At 67.9% G+C, this 15,977-nt stretch carries 15 protein-coding genes and 1 pseudogene; 6 read left to right on the top strand and 10 right to left on the bottom strand.

The window, feature by feature from the left end; all coding sequences use genetic code 11:
• Positions 1–19: 19 nt before the first annotated feature.
• The gene (locus tag ACF8NF_RS27710) at positions 20–925 is read right to left on the bottom strand and encodes an HTH-type transcriptional regulator ArgP (protein WP_017404434.1); all 906 of its coding nucleotides are present in this window, start codon (positions 923–925) and stop codon (positions 20–22) included.
• Positions 926–996: 71 nt separating this feature from the next.
• Between ACF8NF_RS27710 and ACF8NF_RS27705 the strand changes: the two are divergent.
• Positions 997–1,623 (top strand): annotated as a pseudogene (locus tag ACF8NF_RS27705) (LysE/ArgO family amino acid transporter); the annotation flags it as partial.
• A 44-nt stretch (positions 1,624–1,667) separates the two neighbouring features.
• Here ACF8NF_RS27705 and ACF8NF_RS27700 read toward each other — a convergent pair.
• Both ACF8NF_RS27700 and ACF8NF_RS27695 read right to left on the bottom strand, forming a co-directional pair.
• Positions 1,668–1,982, bottom strand: a complete 315-nt coding sequence (locus ACF8NF_RS27700; RefSeq protein WP_070080506.1) for a hypothetical protein — start codon at positions 1,980–1,982, stop codon at positions 1,668–1,670.
• A gap of 56 nt (positions 1,983–2,038) precedes the next feature.
• The gene (locus ACF8NF_RS27695) at positions 2,039–2,527 is read right to left on the bottom strand and encodes an Lrp/AsnC family transcriptional regulator (RefSeq protein ID WP_016445260.1); all 489 of its coding nucleotides are present in this window, start codon (positions 2,525–2,527) and stop codon (positions 2,039–2,041) included.
• A gap of 97 nt (positions 2,528–2,624) precedes the next feature.
• Here ACF8NF_RS27695 and ACF8NF_RS27690 point away from each other — a divergent pair, with 97 nt between their 5' ends.
• The gene (locus ACF8NF_RS27690; protein WP_016445261.1) at positions 2,625–3,527 is read left to right on the top strand and encodes an EamA family transporter; all 903 of its coding nucleotides are present in this window, start codon (positions 2,625–2,627) and stop codon (positions 3,525–3,527) included.
• Between the two features lie 93 nt (positions 3,528–3,620).
• Here ACF8NF_RS27690 and ACF8NF_RS27685 read toward each other — a convergent pair whose 3' ends face one another.
• Positions 3,621–4,406: a MetQ/NlpA family ABC transporter substrate-binding protein gene (locus ACF8NF_RS27685; RefSeq protein WP_017404430.1), complete on the bottom strand. Its 786-nt coding sequence runs from the start codon at positions 4,404–4,406 to the stop codon at positions 3,621–3,623.
• A 198-nt stretch (positions 4,407–4,604) separates the two neighbouring features.
• On the opposite strand from ACF8NF_RS27685, the gene ACF8NF_RS27680 reads away from it, so the two are divergent.
• Complete coding sequence (locus ACF8NF_RS27680) at positions 4,605–4,823, top strand: DUF3820 family protein (RefSeq protein ID WP_017404429.1); 219 nt, start codon at positions 4,605–4,607, stop codon at positions 4,821–4,823.
• Between the two features lie 40 nt (positions 4,824–4,863).
• Here the strand turns inward: ACF8NF_RS27680 and ACF8NF_RS27675 are convergent, their stop codons facing one another.
• Positions 4,864–6,204 carry a PLP-dependent aminotransferase family protein gene (locus ACF8NF_RS27675; protein WP_392451658.1) on the bottom strand — a complete coding sequence of 447 codons (1,341 nt, stop codon included), beginning with the start codon at positions 6,202–6,204 and terminating at the stop codon, positions 4,864–4,866.
• Between the two features lie 102 nt (positions 6,205–6,306).
• Between ACF8NF_RS27675 and ACF8NF_RS27670 the strand changes: the two genes are divergently transcribed.
• Entirely contained in the window at positions 6,307–6,792 is a 486-nt protein-coding gene (locus tag ACF8NF_RS27670; RefSeq protein WP_160852589.1) for a PaaI family thioesterase, read from the top strand.
• 63 nt (positions 6,793–6,855) lie between these two features.
• On the opposite strand, the gene ACF8NF_RS27665 is transcribed toward ACF8NF_RS27670, so the two are convergent.
• The 4 genes from ACF8NF_RS27665 to mfd form a co-directional block, all read right to left on the bottom strand.
• Entirely contained in the window at positions 6,856–7,386 is a 531-nt protein-coding gene (locus tag ACF8NF_RS27665) for a hypothetical protein (protein WP_016453029.1), read from the bottom strand.
• A gap of 306 nt (positions 7,387–7,692) precedes the next feature.
• Positions 7,693–8,406, bottom strand: a complete 714-nt coding sequence (gene serB, locus ACF8NF_RS27660) for a phosphoserine phosphatase SerB (RefSeq protein WP_016445267.1) — start codon at positions 8,404–8,406, stop codon at positions 7,693–7,695.
• 135 nt (positions 8,407–8,541) lie between these two features.
• Positions 8,542–9,207, bottom strand: a complete 666-nt coding sequence (locus ACF8NF_RS27655) for a hypothetical protein (protein ID WP_392451657.1) — start codon at positions 9,205–9,207, stop codon at positions 8,542–8,544.
• A gap of 17 nt (positions 9,208–9,224) precedes the next feature.
• The gene (gene mfd / locus ACF8NF_RS27650; protein ID WP_016445269.1) at positions 9,225–12,719 is read right to left on the bottom strand and encodes a transcription-repair coupling factor; all 3,495 of its coding nucleotides are present in this window, start codon (positions 12,717–12,719) and stop codon (positions 9,225–9,227) included.
• A gap of 161 nt (positions 12,720–12,880) precedes the next feature.
• Between mfd and ispD the strand changes: the two genes are divergently transcribed.
• A complete protein-coding gene (gene ispD, locus ACF8NF_RS27645; protein ID WP_046238331.1) occupies positions 12,881–13,711 on the top strand; it encodes a 2-C-methyl-D-erythritol 4-phosphate cytidylyltransferase in 831 nt (276 codons plus the stop codon).
• A 16-nt stretch (positions 13,712–13,727) separates the two neighbouring features.
• Complete coding sequence (gene ispF, locus ACF8NF_RS27640; RefSeq protein WP_013803157.1) at positions 13,728–14,207, top strand: 2-C-methyl-D-erythritol 2,4-cyclodiphosphate synthase; 480 nt, start codon at positions 13,728–13,730, stop codon at positions 14,205–14,207.
• A gap of 102 nt (positions 14,208–14,309) precedes the next feature.
• On the opposite strand, the gene ACF8NF_RS27635 is transcribed toward ispF, so the two are convergent.
• Positions 14,310–15,812, bottom strand: coding sequence for an ATP-binding protein (locus ACF8NF_RS27635; RefSeq protein WP_012204699.1), 1,503 nt, complete (start codon positions 15,810–15,812; stop codon positions 14,310–14,312).
• Between the last annotated feature and the right edge of the window lie 165 nt (positions 15,813–15,977).

Raw genomic sequence — 15,977 nt, 5'->3', positions numbered from 1 at the left:
CGGCGCCGCCGTCGCCCATTCACTCCATCGGATCCAGGCAGGCCGCCGCGGCCTGGATCACGCAGTCCGTCAGCCGCTGCAGGCTGGCCTGCGCATTGCGCGCATGGGCCCAGTACATGGGAATGTCCAGATCGTTGCCGGGCAGCAGCTCCACCAGGCTGCCTTCGGCCAGTTGCGCGCCGATCATCAGCGGCGGGTGCATGCCCCAGCCCATGCCCAGCTCGCAGGCCCGCGTATAGCCCTGGTTGGACGGCAGAAAGTGGCGCGGCGTGCTGCGCCGGCCTTCCGCGCCCAGGCGCTGCAGCCACTGGTCCTGCAGGCTGTCCTTGCGGCCGTAGCTCATCATGGGCGTGCGTGCCATGGCCTCGGGCGTGATGCCGTCCTTCAGGTAGCGGCGGATGAAATCGGGACTGGCGGCCGCCACGTAGCGCATGCGTCCCAGCGGCCAGGTGTTGCAGCCCGGAATGGCCGAGGACGTGGCCGTGACGGCGGCCAGCACCTCGCCCTCGCGGATGCGCTTGGCCGTGTGGTCCTGGTCGTCGATGCTGATGTCCAGCAGCTCGTTGCCGTCGCGCGTGAAGGCGGACATGGCGTCCATGAACCAGGTGGACAGCGAGTCGGCATTGACGGCCAGCTTGAGCGTGGGCAGGGCCGTCTGGCCCTCGGGCACCAGTTCGGGGTTCTTGCGGCGCAGGTCGTTTTCCAGCAGGGCGACCTGCTCCACATGCAGGCACAGGCGGCGGCCTGCCTCCGTGCCTGAACAGGGCTGGCCGCGCAGCACCAGCACCTGGCCCACGCGCTCTTCCAGCAGCTTGATGCGCTGGGAGACGGCCGAGGGCGTGACGTGCAGCTTGCGCGCCGCGCGTTCGAAGCTGCCTTCGCGCACCACGGCTGCCAGGGCTTCGAGTCCGGCGTAGTCGAGCATTTAGATATTCTTCATTTGATTGAGTAAATGTAATTTTACTTAACCATTTGCGAGCCAGACAATCCCTGCCCATGTGGACTGCAAATGTTTCTTCTTCCTGGCTGGCGGGCTTCACGGTCTGCCTGTCGCTCATCGTCTCCATCGGAGCCCAGAACCTGTATGTGCTGCGCCAGGCCGTGCACGGCCAGCATGTACGCGCCTGCGTGGCATGGTGCGTGGTCAGCGACGTGGTGCTCATCGGCCTGGGCGTGGCGGGCATGGCCCGGCTGCTGGGCGACAACCCCGATCTGGCCCGCTACCTGACCCTGGGCGGCGCCCTGTTCCTGCTGGCCTACGGCCTGATGGCGCTGTGGCGCATGGCCATGGCGCCCGATGCGCAGCTGGCCGCCTCGGGCGGGCAGCTGGCGCCGCGCGGCCTGCTGGGCGTGGTCTCCACGCTGGCCGTGATCACCTTGTTCAACCCCCATGTCTATCTGGACACGGTGCTGCTGATGGGCTCCATCGGCGCGCGCCAGGAAGGCGCGCTCAAATGGGTGTATGTGATTGGCGCCGCTTCGGCCAGCCTGTCATGGTTCGTGCTGCTGGCCTTTGCAGGCCGCCGCCTCAGGCGCCTGTTCGAGAAGCCGCGTGCCTGGCGGATTCTCGATGGCCTGACGGGGGTGATGATGCTGGCGCTGGCCTGGTGGGTGGCCGGCAGCGTCTGGGCGCCGGCCGGGGCCTGGGCCGGCCAGAAGCGGCAGGCTCAGCCCGCCGCCTGCTCCGGCTCCGGCTCCGGTGCCCAGGTGCCCACGGCCTCGATGAGGTTCCAGCTGTTGCACTCGATGCAGTAGTGGCCGGTGGTGCCGGTCTTCTGGCTCTCGGCCTCGATCACCACGCGGTGACCATGGCGCTGGGCCGGCGACAGCGGACGGATCTTGTCGTACTTGAACTGCTCTGCCAGATCGCCGCGAAAGGCGATGGTGATGCGGTCGCGCTTGGGGAAATAGTCGTTCTCGTACTTGTCGAGGGTGCGGATGGCCACCAGATTGGCCATGCTGTCCGGATGCGGTGCGCTCATTGAAGTCTCCCTGCCTGTGATGGCGTTCTATGTTCAAAACGATCTGATGACGGTGGTCAGGCATCCGTGGCTTGCGGCTGCAGCGGTAGCTGCAGCCCGGTCTTGACGCGTTCCAGCGCTATCGAGGTGGTGTAGCGCCGGATGTTGTCGTCCCCCGCAAACAGCCGAGCCGCCAGCGCCTGGTACTCCTCCATATCGGCAGCCGTGACGATCAATGAATAGTCGGCTTCACCGGTCACGTAATAACACTGCTGTACCGCGTCCTCCCGATCCACGCGTGCGCGAAAGGCCTGCGACAGATCGGGGCGCTCGTTGACCAGCTGCACGTTGATGAGTACGGTCAGCGGCCGGCCTATGCGCGCCGGATCGACCACGGCCACGTTGGCCGCGATCACGCCCAGCTCCTGCAGCCGCTTGATGCGCCGCTGCACGGCCGGCGCGGAAAGGTGCACGCGCTCGGCGATGAGGCGCTGTGGCGTGAGGTTGTCGCGCTGCATCACGTCGAGAATGGCGCGGTCGAAGGAGTCCAGGGCGATGGCGGGCATGGGCGGCTGGCAGCGAGAAGAGGAAAAGAGCGAATATTGCGTGAAGCGGCTCAAAAACGAGCTGTTTGCGCGGTGCGCTTGCAATATCGTACGCGCCATGACAACAAACATCACATGGAACCGCGCTTGGCCGCTGCTGGCCGTGCTGGGCTCGGTGACGGCGCTGGGCGTGGGAACGTCACTGGCCAAGCAGCTTTTTCCGGTGCTGGGAGCCCAGGGCACCTCGGCATTGCGCGTGGGCTTTGCCGCGCTGATCCTGGTGGCCATCTGGCGGCCCTGGCGCTGGACGCTGGCGCGGCCTCAGGCCTGGGCGCTGCTGCGTTTCGGCGTGGCGCTGGGCGCCATGAACCTGCTGTTCTACATGGCGCTGCGCACCATTCCCTTCGGCCTGGCCGTGGCCATCGAGTTCTCGGGGCCGCTGGCCGTGGCCATCTACCACTCGCGCCGGCCCGTGGATTTTGTCTGGCTGGCGCTGGCGGTGGCGGGGCTGGCCCTGATCCTGCCCATAGGCGGTGCCAGCGCCGGCGCCCTGGTGCTGGAGCCCGTGGGCATTGCCTGCGCCGTGGGCGCGGCCATCTGCTGGGCGCTGTACATCCTGCTGGGCCAGCGGCTGGGCAGCATTCCCAGCGGCCAGGCCGTGTCGCTGGGCCTGGTGTTCGCCGCCATGGTGGTGGTGCCCTTCGGCGTGGCCGAGGCGGGGGCCAAGCTGCTGCAGCCATCCATACTTCTTTTCGGGTTGATGGTTGCGGCCATCTCCAGCGCCTTGCCCTACACGCTGGAGATGATGGCGCTGCGCCGCCTGCCGCCCGCCACCTTCGGCATCGCGCTGGCAACGGAGCCCGCGATAGCCGCCCTCATGGGCATGCTGCTGCTGCATGAGCAACTGGTGGGAACGCAGTGGCTGGCCATTGCCTGCATCATGGGCGCGGCCATGGGCAGCGCCATCACGCGGCCGGCTGCTGCGGCCAAGGCGCCGGCGGAGGTGGCCTCCGCAGGCTGAGGCAAGGAATGCCAGCCACAAAAAAAGCGCTGCCCCGGCAGCGCTTTTTTTTTCGCAACGGTCGCAGCCGGCAAGGCTGCGGCCACCTCGCATTCAGAACGCGGGAACGACGGCGCCCTTGTACTTCTCGACGATGAACTTCTTCACATCAGGCGTGTGCAGTGCGTTCATCAGCTTGGCGATGTTGGGATCGTTGGCGCGGTCCTGGCGCGACACCACGATGTTGGTGTAGGGCGAGTCGGCACCTTCGATGAACAGCGCATCCTTGGTGGGATTGAGCTTGGCCTCGATGGCGTAGTTGGTGTTGATCAGCGCCAGGTCCACATCGCCCAGTGCGCGCGGCAGCAGCGGGGCTTCGAGTTCCTTGAACTTGAGCTTCTTGGGGTTCTTGGCCACATCCAGCGGCGTGGGCGTCAGGCTCTTGGGGTCCTTGAGCTCAATCAGGCCCTGCTTGGCCAGCAGGATCAGGGCGCGGCCGCCGTTGGAGGGGTCGTTGGGGATGGCAATGGTGGCGCCGTCCTTCAGGTCCTTGACGTTCTTGATCTTCTGCGAGTAGCCGCCGAAGGGCTCCACATGGACCTTGCCATTGGGCACGGCCACCAGCGAGGTCTTGCGGTCCTTGTTGTAGCTGTCCAGGTAGGGCTGGTGCTGGAAGAAGTTCACGTCCAGCTGCTTGTCCTCGACGGCCGCATTGGGCTGCACGTAGTCGCTGAATTCCTTGATCTGCAGATCGATGCCCTGGGCCTTCAGCGCGGGCTTGATGTGATTGAGGATTTCTGCATGCGGCACGGCCGTGGCACCGACCTTGAGCACGTCGGCGGCCTGGGCTGTCAGTGCCAGCGTGGCAATCGCGATTGCGGAGAGGGCTTTCTTCAACATGACCGGAGGACTTTCTTCAACGGGTTGCGATAAAACGCCGCCGGCCCGGGAGAACGGCTCCGCGTCGGGCTTGGCGGCAGGCAGGCGCATAGTCTAGTGCTGCGCCAGGGGCCGCGTTGAACATTTTTGATATTTGGTTATAAGGCTGTGGTTTTTTATGCGGATTCTTGCGATGGCGCAGCGCGTACCATCGCCGCCATGGACTCCGAAATGCTGCAAAAGCTGGTGCAGGTGCAAATGCCCTATGGCAAGTACAAGGGCCGGCTGATCGCCGATCTTCCCGGCAACTATCTGAACTGGTTCGCACGCGAGGGCTTTCCCAAGGGAGAGCTGGGCCAATTGCTGGCGCTGATGCAGGAGCTGGACCACAACGGCCTTTCGCACCTGCTGCAGCCGCTGCGCGACGGGCGGCGCTGAAGCGCAAGGCCCCTGAACCGGGCCCTGGCCCGGCACAGGCTCAGGGCGGAAAGCCTTCCACGGTATCCCGCAACTGAACGAGTACGGCCTCCAGTTGCGGCAGAGGCACTGAACCCAGTCCCAGGCGCAGCGCATGCGGGGCATGGGGAGTCGTTGCGTAGGCGTGGGCCTGCGATACGGCGATGCCGCACTGGGCCAGCGCCGTGGCCACCCGGTCCATCCGCAGCTCCCCGGGCAGGCGCAGCCAGAGGAAGAGCGAGCAGGGGTGGGCCAGCATCTGCATTCCTGCCAGCGCCTTGCGCGCAATCGCCTGCCGGCGCCGTGCCTCCTGCCGCATGCGTTGTTCCTGCTGCCGCACGGAGCCGCTGGCCATCCAGCGCGTGGCCATGGCCGTGACCAGGCCCGGCATGCTCCAGTGGCTGGCGCGCACCACGGCCTTGACGCGGCCTGCCCATGCCTGGGGCACCACCATGAAGCCGAAGCGCAACCCGCTGGCCACGCTTTTCGAGAGGCTGGAGACGTGAATGCAGCGCTCTGGCGCCAGCGTTGCGAGGGCTGCGGGCGCCTTGCCTGCCAGAAAGGCATAGGCAGCATCCTCGATCAGCAGGCAATCGTGGCGCCTTGCGATCTCCACCAGGCGCTGGCGCTGCGCCAGCGGCATCACCCATCCCAGGGGGTTGTGCAGCGTGGGCATGGCATGGATGGCGCGTATGCGCCGGCGCGCGCACAGCCGCTCCAATGCATCGAGGTCGGGACCCTCGTCAAGGGCAGGGACCGGCTGTAGGTCCAGGTCCTGGAGCTCGGCCAGCATCCTGAAGCCCGGGTAGGTCAGCGCGTCCACGGCCACCGCATCGCCGGGCCGCAGCAGCGAACGCACGGCAATGTCCAGTCCTTGCTGCGCGCCGTTGACCAGGAAGATGCGTTCCGGCTCGGCAGCCAGGCCGCGTTCGCGGGCAAGGAAGTCGGCCACGATGCGCCGCTCGTGCAGCCGGCCGCCGGGCGGCTGCTGGTGCATGAGCGCAGCCAGGTCGCCCGAAGCAGCCAGCTCGCGCAGCATGGAGCGCAACAGCCCGGCCTGCCCCGGCCAGGTGGGATGGTTGAAGGACAGGTCGGCCGTGTCCGAACTCAGGCGGGATTCGTCGCCGCCATCCCATTCGCGCTGCTGCGGCCGATCCCGCACAAAGGTGCCGCGCCCGGTTTCGCCGATGACCAGGCCGAGGGAGGCCAGCCGCGCATACACCTTGCTGGCGGACGCCACGGCCATGCCATGGCGGGCCGCGAGGTCGCGGTGCGTGGGCATCAGCGTGCCGGGGGCGAGCCGGCCGGCGCGGATGTCTTCGGCCAGCCGTTCAGTCAGCAGAGCAACGCGAGAGGCAGCCATGGAGTGTAGTTAGGACAATTTTTTGATTGTTCCAGTCTAGGTCATCACACTGGCGAGACGGGCATTCCCGGGCCTTGCCCTCCCGCTCCAGACAGGAAATCCATGCATCTTCCCAGCACTTATCTCCCCGTGCTCGACTATCTGCAGCGGCAGATCGAAGGGCGGCTTGCCGCAGACGAGGCCACGCACATGCGCTATCCGACCGCGATCTCGCAGATGCTGGGGTTTCGCATAGTGGCCGTCGGCGAAGCCATGGCCGTCGTGGAGTTCGACGCCGATGCGCAGCGCCATGGCAACCAGCAGGGCACGGTCCATGGCGGGATGCTGTGCGAACTGGCCGATGCTGCCATAGGCACGGCGCATTCCACTTTGATGGAGCCAGGCCAGAGTTTCACCAGCATCGACCTGAAGGCGGCCTTCCTGCGCCCGGTCTGGCGCTCCAGGCTGTGCGCGCGGGCGTGGGCCGAGCACCGTGGACGCACGATCAGCCACTACCGCTGTGAAATCGAGCGTGATGATGGCAAGGCCGTTGCGAGCATCGCCAGCGCCGTGATGACGCTGCGTGGAGAGCATGCGCAAGGCCGTTGAAGCAGCCGCTGGACAAAACAGAAAGGCCGCGACAGGCGCGGCCTTTTGCAAGGAGCAGGCGGTTTACTTGGCGGCGGCGCGGGCGGCTTCTGCCTTGGCCTTGGCTTCATCGGCCTTGCGCTGCAGCTCTGCTGCCTCGGTTTCGGCGGCCTTGGCCTTGGCTTCGGCCTCCTTGGCGGCAGCGTCCTTTTCAGGGGTCATGGCGCCGGCCAGCGCATTGCCGGCCATGGAGCCGGCAACGGCGCCCACTGCGGCGGCGCCCAGCGTGCCCATCATGCCCGGGCCTGCAGCACCTGCAGTGGCAGGTGCCGCTGCCGGAGCGGCGGCTGCGGCGGGCGCGGCCGGCGTTGCTGGCGTGGCAGGAGCTGCCGGGCTGGCAGGCGTTGCCGCCTTGCTGGCGGTGGGCGCCGCAGGCGCTGCGGGCTGGGCAGGGGCCTTGCCGATCGACGCCGGGCGCACGGACTTGCCGCCGCTGCCCATGCGCTTGGCCTGGGCCAGCGTGGGCACGGTCAGCGATGCAATGGCCAGGGCGATCACGGAGGCAGTGGTGCGGAACGAAGTCTTCACGAAGGTTTTTCCAATCATGGTGGTCATGTGCACGGTCGGCGCAGGCGGGCCTGCGCCGGTCGGAGCGCCACAGGCCGCCCGTCTGCGGGCAGGCCTGCGGCCTTGGGTGTCACATGGGGTTGGGGCAGGAGATTCCAAGCACCGGCATGCGGATACGCCGGTGTGCAGCCTGCTGTTGTAGGAGAGCCACCGGCGCTGAGGCGGTGGCCTATGGGGCTGCGTCAAGCATTGTAGAAAAGACCGGGGCCTGCCGGAAAAGCAAGCCCACAAAACATTCTCAGCTATTGATTGCGGAGCAGTGCAGCGGCCTGCGCCAGCCCCCGCCGCCGGTTTTCAGCGCAGCACTTCCAGCAGGCGGTCCAGGCCGCCTTCGGTGATGGAGACCTTGGCCTCGTTGCGCACGCGCGGCTTGGCGTGGTAGGCCACGGACAGGCCTGCGACCTGCATCATGGGAATGTCGTTGCTGCCGTCGCCCACGGCGATGCACTGGTCGGGGCGAATGCCCAGCAGCGAGGCGACTTCCAGCAGCGTGCGGCGCTTTTCGGCGCCGTCGCAGATGTCGCCCCAGGGCTGCTCGATCAGGCCGCCGGTCAGCGCGCCGTCGCGCATCTCCAGCACGTTGGCACGCACGAAGTCGATGCCCAGCATGCCGCGCACGTGCTCGGCAAAGTAGGTGAAGCCGCCCGAGACCAGCAGCACCTTCAGGCCCGCAGCCTGGGCTGCGCGCACCAGGGTTTCGGCGCCCGGGGAGAGCTTCAGGCGCTCGGCCAGCACGCGGGCCATGTCGGCCTCGGTCACGCCGACGAGCTTGCCCACGCGCTGGCGCAGGCTGTCCTTGAAGTCGGTGATCTCGCCGCGCATGGTGGCTTCGGTGATGGCCGCGACCTCGGCCTTCTTGCCGGTGGCGTCGGCGATCTCGTCGATGCATTCGATGGTGATCAGCGTCGAGTCCATGTCGAACGCGATGAGCTTGTAGTCGGCCAGCTTCAGTGGCGGCTGGATGCCGCGGATCAGCAGTCCGGGCGCGAATTCGGTGACATCGGTCATGGGTGGGGCAGCAAAAAGGGACGGGCCGCCGGGCTGGCGGGTATCAGGCGCGAATCATATCTAGAGCCAGGGCCGCGCGGCGCAGTCACTGGCCTTGGCACTGCGGCGCGCCACGGCTTGTGCCTGGATGCGCCCTCAGGGCGCAGGCGGGCGGCGCAGGTAGATGGCATCCGACCAGGTGGCCAGCCATTGGGGACGGAACACCACGAAGATGGCCGTCACCATGCCGGTGATCACGGCATCGCCCCAGGCCATGAGCCAGCGCGCAATGCGCGACAGGTCCTCGTTGACACCGGGAAGCGAGTGGCCTGCGGCCTGGGCCAGCAGGGCCGAGATGAAGACGCACAGCACCGTGCCCGCAAAGCCGCGCGCGAGAATGAAGACAAAGATCTGGTGCGGCAGCCAGCGCCGCAGCGCCGCACCCCAGAGCATGGCCAGCGTGGCGGGCACGATGCCCTGCCAGACCGAGATGCCCAGCGCATCTCCCCAGCCCAGGGCCGGCGACAGCAGGGCCGCCAGCCCGCCCACGACGAGCAGCAGCGGCACGGACAGCGGCCAGCCCAGCATGAGCACCACCAGCGGCGCCGAGGACCACTGCAATTGCAGCGGCATGCGGTGCAGCGTGGGCAGGGCCCAGATCCAGGGCAGCAGCACGAGCACGCCCAGCAGCGGCGTGACCAGGGGCGAGGCCATGCGGTCCTGCGGGCCGCCCGGACCCGGGCGGCCGGCCAGCATGCGCCAGGGGCGCAGCCACAGCGCGGTGGCCAGGGCCAGCAGGGCGATGCTCGCTTCGAGGAACATGGCTGGAACGACGCGTTCTATGCGGGCTGGGCCGCCTTCGCCTCCACCAGCGGCTGGCCCAGGCTGCGCAGCACGTCGCGCACCATCTGGGCGCGGTCCTTGGGATTGTCCAGGGCACGCTCGATGCGCAGCTTCTCGTTGCCGGCCAGCTTGATGTGCTTGTTCTTCTGGATGAGGTGGATGATGGCCATCGGGTCCACCGGCGGCTGGGGCTTGAAGGTGATGTTGATCACGCCGGGCGCCGCATCGACCTTGACCACGCCGTAGGGCTGGGACAGCACGCGCAGGCGGTGCACGTCGATCAGCGTCTGCGCCTGGGGCGGCAGCTTGCCGAAGCGGTCCACGATTTCTTCGAGCAGGGTGTCGATCTGGTCGCTGGTGCGGGCCGTCGCCAGTTTCTTGTAGAAGGACAGGCGCAGGTGCACGTCGCCGCAGTAGTCGCCCGGCAGCAGGGCCGGCGCGTGCAGGTTGATGTCGGTGGAGGCCGACAGCGGGCTGAGCAGGTCGGGCTCCTTGCCGGCCTTGAGGCTGCGCACGGCCTCGGACAGCATCTCGTTGTAGAGCTGGAAGCCCACCTCCATCATGTTGCCGCTCTGGTTCTCGCCCAGCACCTCGCCGGCGCCGCGGATTTCCAGGTCGTGCATGGCCAGGTAGAAGCCCGAGCCCAGTTCCTCCATCTGCTGGATGGCCTCCAGCCGCTGCTGGGCCTGCTTGGTCAGGCTGTCCAGGTCGGGCACCATCAGGTAGGCATAGGCCTGGTGGTGGCTGCGGCCCACGCGGCCGCGCAGCTGGTGCAGCTGGGCCAGGCCGAACTTGTCGGCGCGGCTGATGAGGATGGTGTTGGCGCTGGGCACGTCGATGCCGGTCTCGATGATGGTCGAGCACAGCAATATGTTGTAGCGCTGGGCCACGAAGTCGCGCATCACGCGTTCGAGCTCGCGCTCGGGCATCTGGCCGTGGGCCACGGCAATGCGTGCCTCGGGCAGGATTTCCTCGAGCTTTTGCTTGCGGTTCTCGATGGTCTCGACCTCGTTGTGCAGGAAGTAGCACTGGCCGCCGCGCTTGAGCTCGCGCAGCACGGCCTCGCGGATCACGCCCGTGCCCTCGTTGCGCACAAAGGTCTTGATGGCCAGGCGCCGCTGGGGCGCGGTGGCGATGACGGACAGGTCGCGCAGGCCTTCCAGCGCCATGCCCATGGTGCGCGGGATGGGCGTGGCCGTCAGCGTGAGCACGTCCACCTCGGCGCGCATGGCCTTCATGGCTTCCTTGTGGCGCACGCCGAAGCGGTGCTCCTCGTCGATGATCAGCAGGCCCAGGTTCTTGAACTGCGTGGACTCGGACAGCAGCTTGTGCGTGCCCACGACGATGTCCACCGAGCCGTCGGCAATGCCCTTGACGGCCGCCGTGATCTCCTTGCCCGAGCGAAAGCGCGAGACTTCGGCCACCTTGATCGGCCACTTGGAGAAGCGGTCCACCAGGGTCTGGTAGTGCTGCTCGGCCAGCAGCGTGGTGGGCGCGAGGAAGGCCACCTGCTTGCCGCCCGTGATGGCCACGAAGGCCGCGCGAAGCGCCACCTCGGTCTTGCCGAAGCCCACGTCGCCGCAGACCAGGCGGTCCATGGGCTGGGGGCTGATCATGTCCTGGATCACGGCGTGGATGGCGGCGCGCTGGTCCGCCGTTTCCTCGAAGCCGAAGTCGTTGGCGAACTGCTCGTAGTCCTGGGGCGAGTAGCGGAAGGCATGGCCCTGGCGTGCGGCGCGGCGCGCGTAGATGTTCAGCAGCTCGGCCGCGGAGTCGCGCACCTGCTCGGCCGCCTTGCGCTTGGCCTTTTCCCACTGCGTGCCGCCGAGCTTGTGCAGCGGCGCGTCCTCGGGCGAGACGCCGGTGTAGCGGCTGATCAGCTGCAACTGGCTGACGGGCACGTAGAGCACGGCGTTGCCCGCGTACTCCAGGTGCAGGAATTCCTGCACGGCCGGCGTGCCGTCGGGGTTCTTCTGGCCCATGTCCATGTGGACCAGGCCCTGGTAGCGGCCGATGCCGTGGTCCGAGTGCACCACGGGGTCGCCCACCTTGAGTTCGGACAGGTCCTTGATCAGTGCCTCGACATCGCTGACCTGCTCCTGGCGCCTGCGCCTGCGGCCCGTGGGGCTGGTGGCGAACAGCTCCGTCTCGGTGACGAAGTCCAGGCCTTCCTCCACCCAGGCGAAGCCGTTCATCAGCCCGGCCGTGGCAATGCCCACCTTCTCGCCCGCATCGCCCTGGAACTCGGCCAGCGAGTCGAAGACCGGCGGGTTCACGCCCGAGGCGCGGAAGAAGTCCAGCAGGCTTTCTCGGCGGCCATCGGACTCGGCCAGCAGCAGGATGCGGTGGGCGCTGGCGGCAATGTGCCTTTGCAGGCGCGCCAGAGGGTCTTCCGCGCCGCGCACCACGGACAGGTCCTCCAGCTTCTGGAAGATGGCGCTGTCTGCCACGTCCTCGGTGCCTGGGCGCAGCGCGAGCTGGGCGTGCTCCTTGGCGCGCGTGTAGAACTGGTCGGCGGACAGGAACAGCACCTCGGGCGGCAGGGCCGGGCGCTCGGGGTCGCCCTGCACCAGGCGGAAGCGCTCCTTGGTGTCCTGCCAAAAGCGCTGGAAGGCCGGCTCCAGGTCGCCATGCATCACCACGGTGGCATCGGCGCCCAGGTAGTCGAACACGGTGGCCGTTTCGTCGAAGAACAGCGGCAGGTAGTACTCGATGCCGGCCGTGGCAATGCCCTGGCCCATGTCCTTGTAGATGCGGCTGCGCGTGGGATCGCCCTCCAGCAGCTCGCGCCAGCGCTGGCGGAACTTGGCGCGCGCGTCCTCGTCCATTGGGAACTCGCGGCCGGGCAGCAGGCGCACCTCGGGCACGGGGTAGAGGCTGCGCTGGGTGTCGGGGTCGAAGGTGCGGATGGAGTCGATCTCATCGTCGAACAGGTCCACCCGGTAGGGCTGCAGCGAGCCCATGGGAAACAGGTCGATCAGGCCGCCCCGCACCGCGTACTCTCCATGGCTGACCACCTGGGAGACATGCTGGTAGCCGGCCAGCGTCAGCTGGGCCTTGAGTTTGGCCTCGTCCAGCTTCTGGCCGCTCTTGAACTCGAAGGTGTAGCCGGCCAGGAAGGAGGGTGGCGCCAGCCGGTACAGCGCCGTGGTGGCGGGCACCAGCACCACGTCGGCGCCATGCTCCTTGTCGCGCTGGTTGATGCGCCACAGCGTGGCCAGGCGCTCGCTGATCAGGTCCTGGTGGGGAGAGAAGCTGTCGTAGGGCAGGGTCTCCCAGTCGGGGAACAGCGCGCAGCGCAGGCCCGGGGCGAAGAAGGCCATCTCGTCGATCAGCCGCTGGGCATCCGAGGCGTCGGCCGTGACGATGGCCGTCACCCGGCCTGCCGCCTTCTCGCGCTCGCCCAGGCGGGCCAGCAGCAGGGCGTCGGCGCTGCCCACGGGGCGGGGCAGGGTGAAGCGTTTTCCGGGAGTGAGCTTGGGCAGTTCCATGGTGCTTGGACGTGGGCGCCGCAGCGCCTGGGCGAAGTAACGACAAAACCCCTCGGCACGCGCAGAGGGGTATCGAACCATTTTAGCCAGCACGCATGGCGGCCATGCAGGCATGCCCGCATGTCCATGGTGGCGCATGGCCGTCACTACAATGCGCCACCATGACAGATCTGCTTGCGGCGGCTGCGCCCGCGTCCCTGGAGCCGGCCCGCCTGTGGGCCTTGATCCCCTGCGCGGGCACGGGCTCGCGCGCCATCGCGCCCGATGCGCCTGCGCCTGAACTGCCCAAGCAATACCACCTGGTGGCCGGTGCGCCCATGGTGGCGCACACGCTGGCCGCCTTTGCGGGTGCAACGCGCGTACACCACACGCTGGTGGTGATCGCGCCCGGCGATGATTTCTGGCGCCAGGGCCTGCCGGGCCCGTCGCCCACGCGCTACTCCACGGCGGCATGCGGAGGCGCCACGCGGGCCGAATCCGTGACCAACGGCCTGAAGGAGCTGCTGGCGCGCGGTGCGGGCGCGCATGACTGGGTGCTGGTGCACGACGCCGCGCGCTGCCTGGTGACGCCCGCGCTCATCGATGCCCTGATCGACGCCTGCGAGCACGATGCCGTGGGCGGCCTGCTGGCGCACAAGCTGCCCGACACACTCAAGACGGCCGTGGCCGGGCCCAGCGGGGTGCGCGTGGCGGGCACGGTGGACCGCAGCGACAAATGGCTGGCGCAGACGCCGCAGATGTTCCGCATCGCGCCGCTGCTCGATGCGCTGCAGCACGCCGGCTCGGCCGTGACCGACGAGGCCAGCGCCATGGAGGCCGTGGGCCAGCGCCCGCGCCTGGTGCCCGGCGGCGCGCAGAACTTCAAGGTCACCTATCCGGACGATTTCGCGCTGGCCGCCGCCGTGCTGTCGCAGCGCGAGCGCAGCACCACGCTGGAGCGATACCGGGGCCAGCGCGACCATCCGCAGGCGTCGGGCAATCCATTTTTCTGAACCTGGAATGTTTCACATGAATTTTCGTATTGGCGAGGGCTGGGACGTGCATGCCCTGGTGCCCGGGCGCAAGCTGATCCTGGGCGGCATCGAGGTGCCGCACGAACTGGGGCTGCTGGGCCATTCCGATGCCGACGTGCTGCTGCACGCCATCACCGACGCGCTGCTGGGCGGCGCGGCGCTGGGCGACATCGGCCGGCATTTCCCCGACACCGACCCCGAATTCCGTGGCGCCGATTCGCTGGTGCTGCTGGTGGAAGCGGCGCGCCGCGTGCGCGCCACGGGGCTGGAGATCGGCAACATCGACAGCACCATCATTGCCCAGGCCCCCAAGCTGGCGCCGCACATTCCTGCCATGCGCGAGCGCATCGCCACGGCGCTGGGGCTGGCGCTGGACCAGGTCAACGTCAAGGCCAAGACGGCCGAAAAGCTTGGCCCCGTGGGCCAGCAGCAGGCCATGGAGGCGCGCGCCGCCGCCTTGCTGTTCCGCGCCTGACCGGAGGTGGCCATCCCCATGGCAAAAGGCCCCGGCGATCGGTCAATGATCGCCGGGGCCTTTGTATCTGCCGAACGTATCTGACGAACGCGCGCTGCGGGCTCAGTCTTCTCCGTCCAGGGCGCCGTCCTGCGCACGCGGGGGCAGCTGGCGCTTGATCTGCGGGCGCTGCAGACGCTGCTCGGGCTCGGCACCCTTGGCCACGCCCGAGGCACGCTGCAACTGCACATGGGCAACCAGCCCGCCCGTGGAGGAGTTGGACAGCGCAAACACGCCGCCCATGCGCTGCACCGTCTTGTCCACGATGGACAGGCCCAGGCCCGCGCCCGCTGCGGCCGTGCGCGCGGAGTCGCCACGGAAGAAGGGCTGGGTCAGGCTGGCGAGCTGCTCGGGCGGCACGCCACGGCCATGGTCGCGGATGCGGATCACCACCCAGCTTTCGCGTTCCGATGCCGTCACATCCACGTGGGTGGTTTCGGTCTCGGGCGTCTTGCCGTAGCGGCGTGCGTTCTCGAACAGGTTGGAGATCACGCGCGCCAGTTCCACCTCGTCGGCCAGCACATAGACGCCTTCGGGCACGGCCATGCTGATCTGCAGCTCGCGGTGGTCCTGCACCGCATAGACGCAGGAGGACACCACGGCATGCAGGTTCACCGGGTTGAGGGTGACATGGTCGGGGCGGGCGTAGTCCAGGAATTTGTCGATGGTGGCGTCGAGCTGCACGATGTCGGCCACCATGTGCTCGCGCGCCACGTCGTCCACCACGCTCATCTCGGTCTCCAGCCGCAGGCGCGCCAGCGGCGTGCGCAGGTCGTGGGAGATGCCGGCCAGCATCACCGCGCGGTCCTGCTCCAGCTGGGCGAGTTTCTGCGCCATGCGGTTGAAGCCGATGTTGACCTCGCGGATCTCGCTGGTGACGGCTTCCTCGTCGAGCTGGCTGGCGTCGAAGTCGCCATCTCGCACGCGGTTGGCCGCATAGCTCAACTGCTTGAGCGGCCGGTTGATCAGGCGCGCGATGGCTGCCGCCCCCGCCAGGGACAGCAGGCCGGCCGTGATCAGCCAGATCAGCCAGGTGCGCCCGCTGGCCGGCGTGAAGCGCGAGCGGTCCATCAGCAGCCAGGTGCGGTCGCCATTGATGGTGAAGCCCACCCACAGCCCCGGCTCGCCATTGACGCTGCGCGCCACGATGGTGCCGTAGCCCAGGCGGCGCGTGAGCTCCTCGGTCAGGCGCTTGCCCAGCGTGCTCTGGTCCAGCAGCTCGAAGCTGTCGCCAGGCTCGCGCGGCAGAATGCGCACGCCTTCCTGGTCGGCCATGGTCTTGATCAGCGAGACGCGGTTGATGGCATCCGAATGCACCAGGGCCGCGCGGCTGAGGTTGACCAGCGAGGCGATCTGCTGGGCGGTGTGCAGCGTGCGCGGCTCGAACTCGAAGGCGCGCAGCGTCTGCAGCCACGCCAGGATGCTGCCCACCAACAGCAGGGCCAGCAGGCAGAAGGTACGCCAAAAAAGGTTGAGTCCCAGCGGAGAGCGCGCAGTCATGCGCCGCTCGTAGTCGAGGGGCGCAGGGCTGGTGGCGTCGTGGGGCGGGACGGTGAAGGAACTCATGGAATGCGGTTCGTCATTCTAGGGGCCGGCTGCGAGATTACGCCTGTGCCGGCCAGCCTGCGTTACCGGTTGTCTCGGGCGACAGGGTGAGGTTTTGGCGCTGCGCATTGTCAACGGCACATAAAACGTTACGGCCCCAACCCAGGGACGCCGAGCAAGAGCCGC

It is taken from the genome of Delftia sp. WSY_22 (genome assembly GCF_043104185.1).
Classification (GTDB): domain Bacteria; phylum Pseudomonadota; class Gammaproteobacteria; order Burkholderiales; family Burkholderiaceae_C; genus Comamonas; species Comamonas tsuruhatensis.
This window is presented reverse-complemented; position numbering and strand designations above follow the sequence as displayed.

What these genes read in the sequence shown, in the direction of transcription:
- ACF8NF_RS27710 (WP_017404434.1), bottom strand. Translation starts at nt 925, where the DNA reads ATGCTCGACTACGCCGGACTCGAAGCCCTGGCAGCCGTGGTGCGCGAA.
- ACF8NF_RS27700 (WP_070080506.1), bottom strand. Translation starts at nt 1,982, where the DNA reads ATGAGCGCACCGCATCCGGACAGCATGGCCAATCTGGTGGCCATCCGC.
- ACF8NF_RS27695 (WP_016445260.1), bottom strand. Translation starts at nt 2,527, where the DNA reads ATGCCCGCCATCGCCCTGGACTCCTTCGACCGCGCCATTCTCGACGTG.
- ACF8NF_RS27690 (WP_016445261.1), top strand. Translation starts at nt 2,625, where the DNA reads ATGACAACAAACATCACATGGAACCGCGCTTGGCCGCTGCTGGCCGTG.
- ACF8NF_RS27685 (WP_017404430.1), bottom strand. Translation starts at nt 4,406, where the DNA reads ATGTTGAAGAAAGCCCTCTCCGCAATCGCGATTGCCACGCTGGCACTG.
- ACF8NF_RS27680 (WP_017404429.1), top strand. Translation starts at nt 4,605, where the DNA reads ATGGACTCCGAAATGCTGCAAAAGCTGGTGCAGGTGCAAATGCCCTAT.
- ACF8NF_RS27675 (WP_392451658.1), bottom strand. Translation starts at nt 6,204, where the DNA reads ATGGCTGCCTCTCGCGTTGCTCTGCTGACTGAACGGCTGGCCGAAGAC.
- ACF8NF_RS27670 (WP_160852589.1), top strand. Translation starts at nt 6,307, where the DNA reads ATGCATCTTCCCAGCACTTATCTCCCCGTGCTCGACTATCTGCAGCGG.
- ACF8NF_RS27665 (WP_016453029.1), bottom strand. Translation starts at nt 7,386, where the DNA reads ATGACCACCATGATTGGAAAAACCTTCGTGAAGACTTCGTTCCGCACC.
- serB (WP_016445267.1), bottom strand. Translation starts at nt 8,406, where the DNA reads ATGACCGATGTCACCGAATTCGCGCCCGGACTGCTGATCCGCGGCATC.
- ACF8NF_RS27655 (WP_392451657.1), bottom strand. Translation starts at nt 9,207, where the DNA reads ATGTTCCTCGAAGCGAGCATCGCCCTGCTGGCCCTGGCCACCGCGCTG.
- mfd (WP_016445269.1), bottom strand. Translation starts at nt 12,719, where the DNA reads ATGGAACTGCCCAAGCTCACTCCCGGAAAACGCTTCACCCTGCCCCGC.
- ispD (WP_046238331.1), top strand. Translation starts at nt 12,881, where the DNA reads ATGACAGATCTGCTTGCGGCGGCTGCGCCCGCGTCCCTGGAGCCGGCC.
- ispF (WP_013803157.1), top strand. Translation starts at nt 13,728, where the DNA reads ATGAATTTTCGTATTGGCGAGGGCTGGGACGTGCATGCCCTGGTGCCC.
- ACF8NF_RS27635 (WP_012204699.1), bottom strand. Translation starts at nt 15,812, where the DNA reads ATGAGTTCCTTCACCGTCCCGCCCCACGACGCCACCAGCCCTGCGCCC.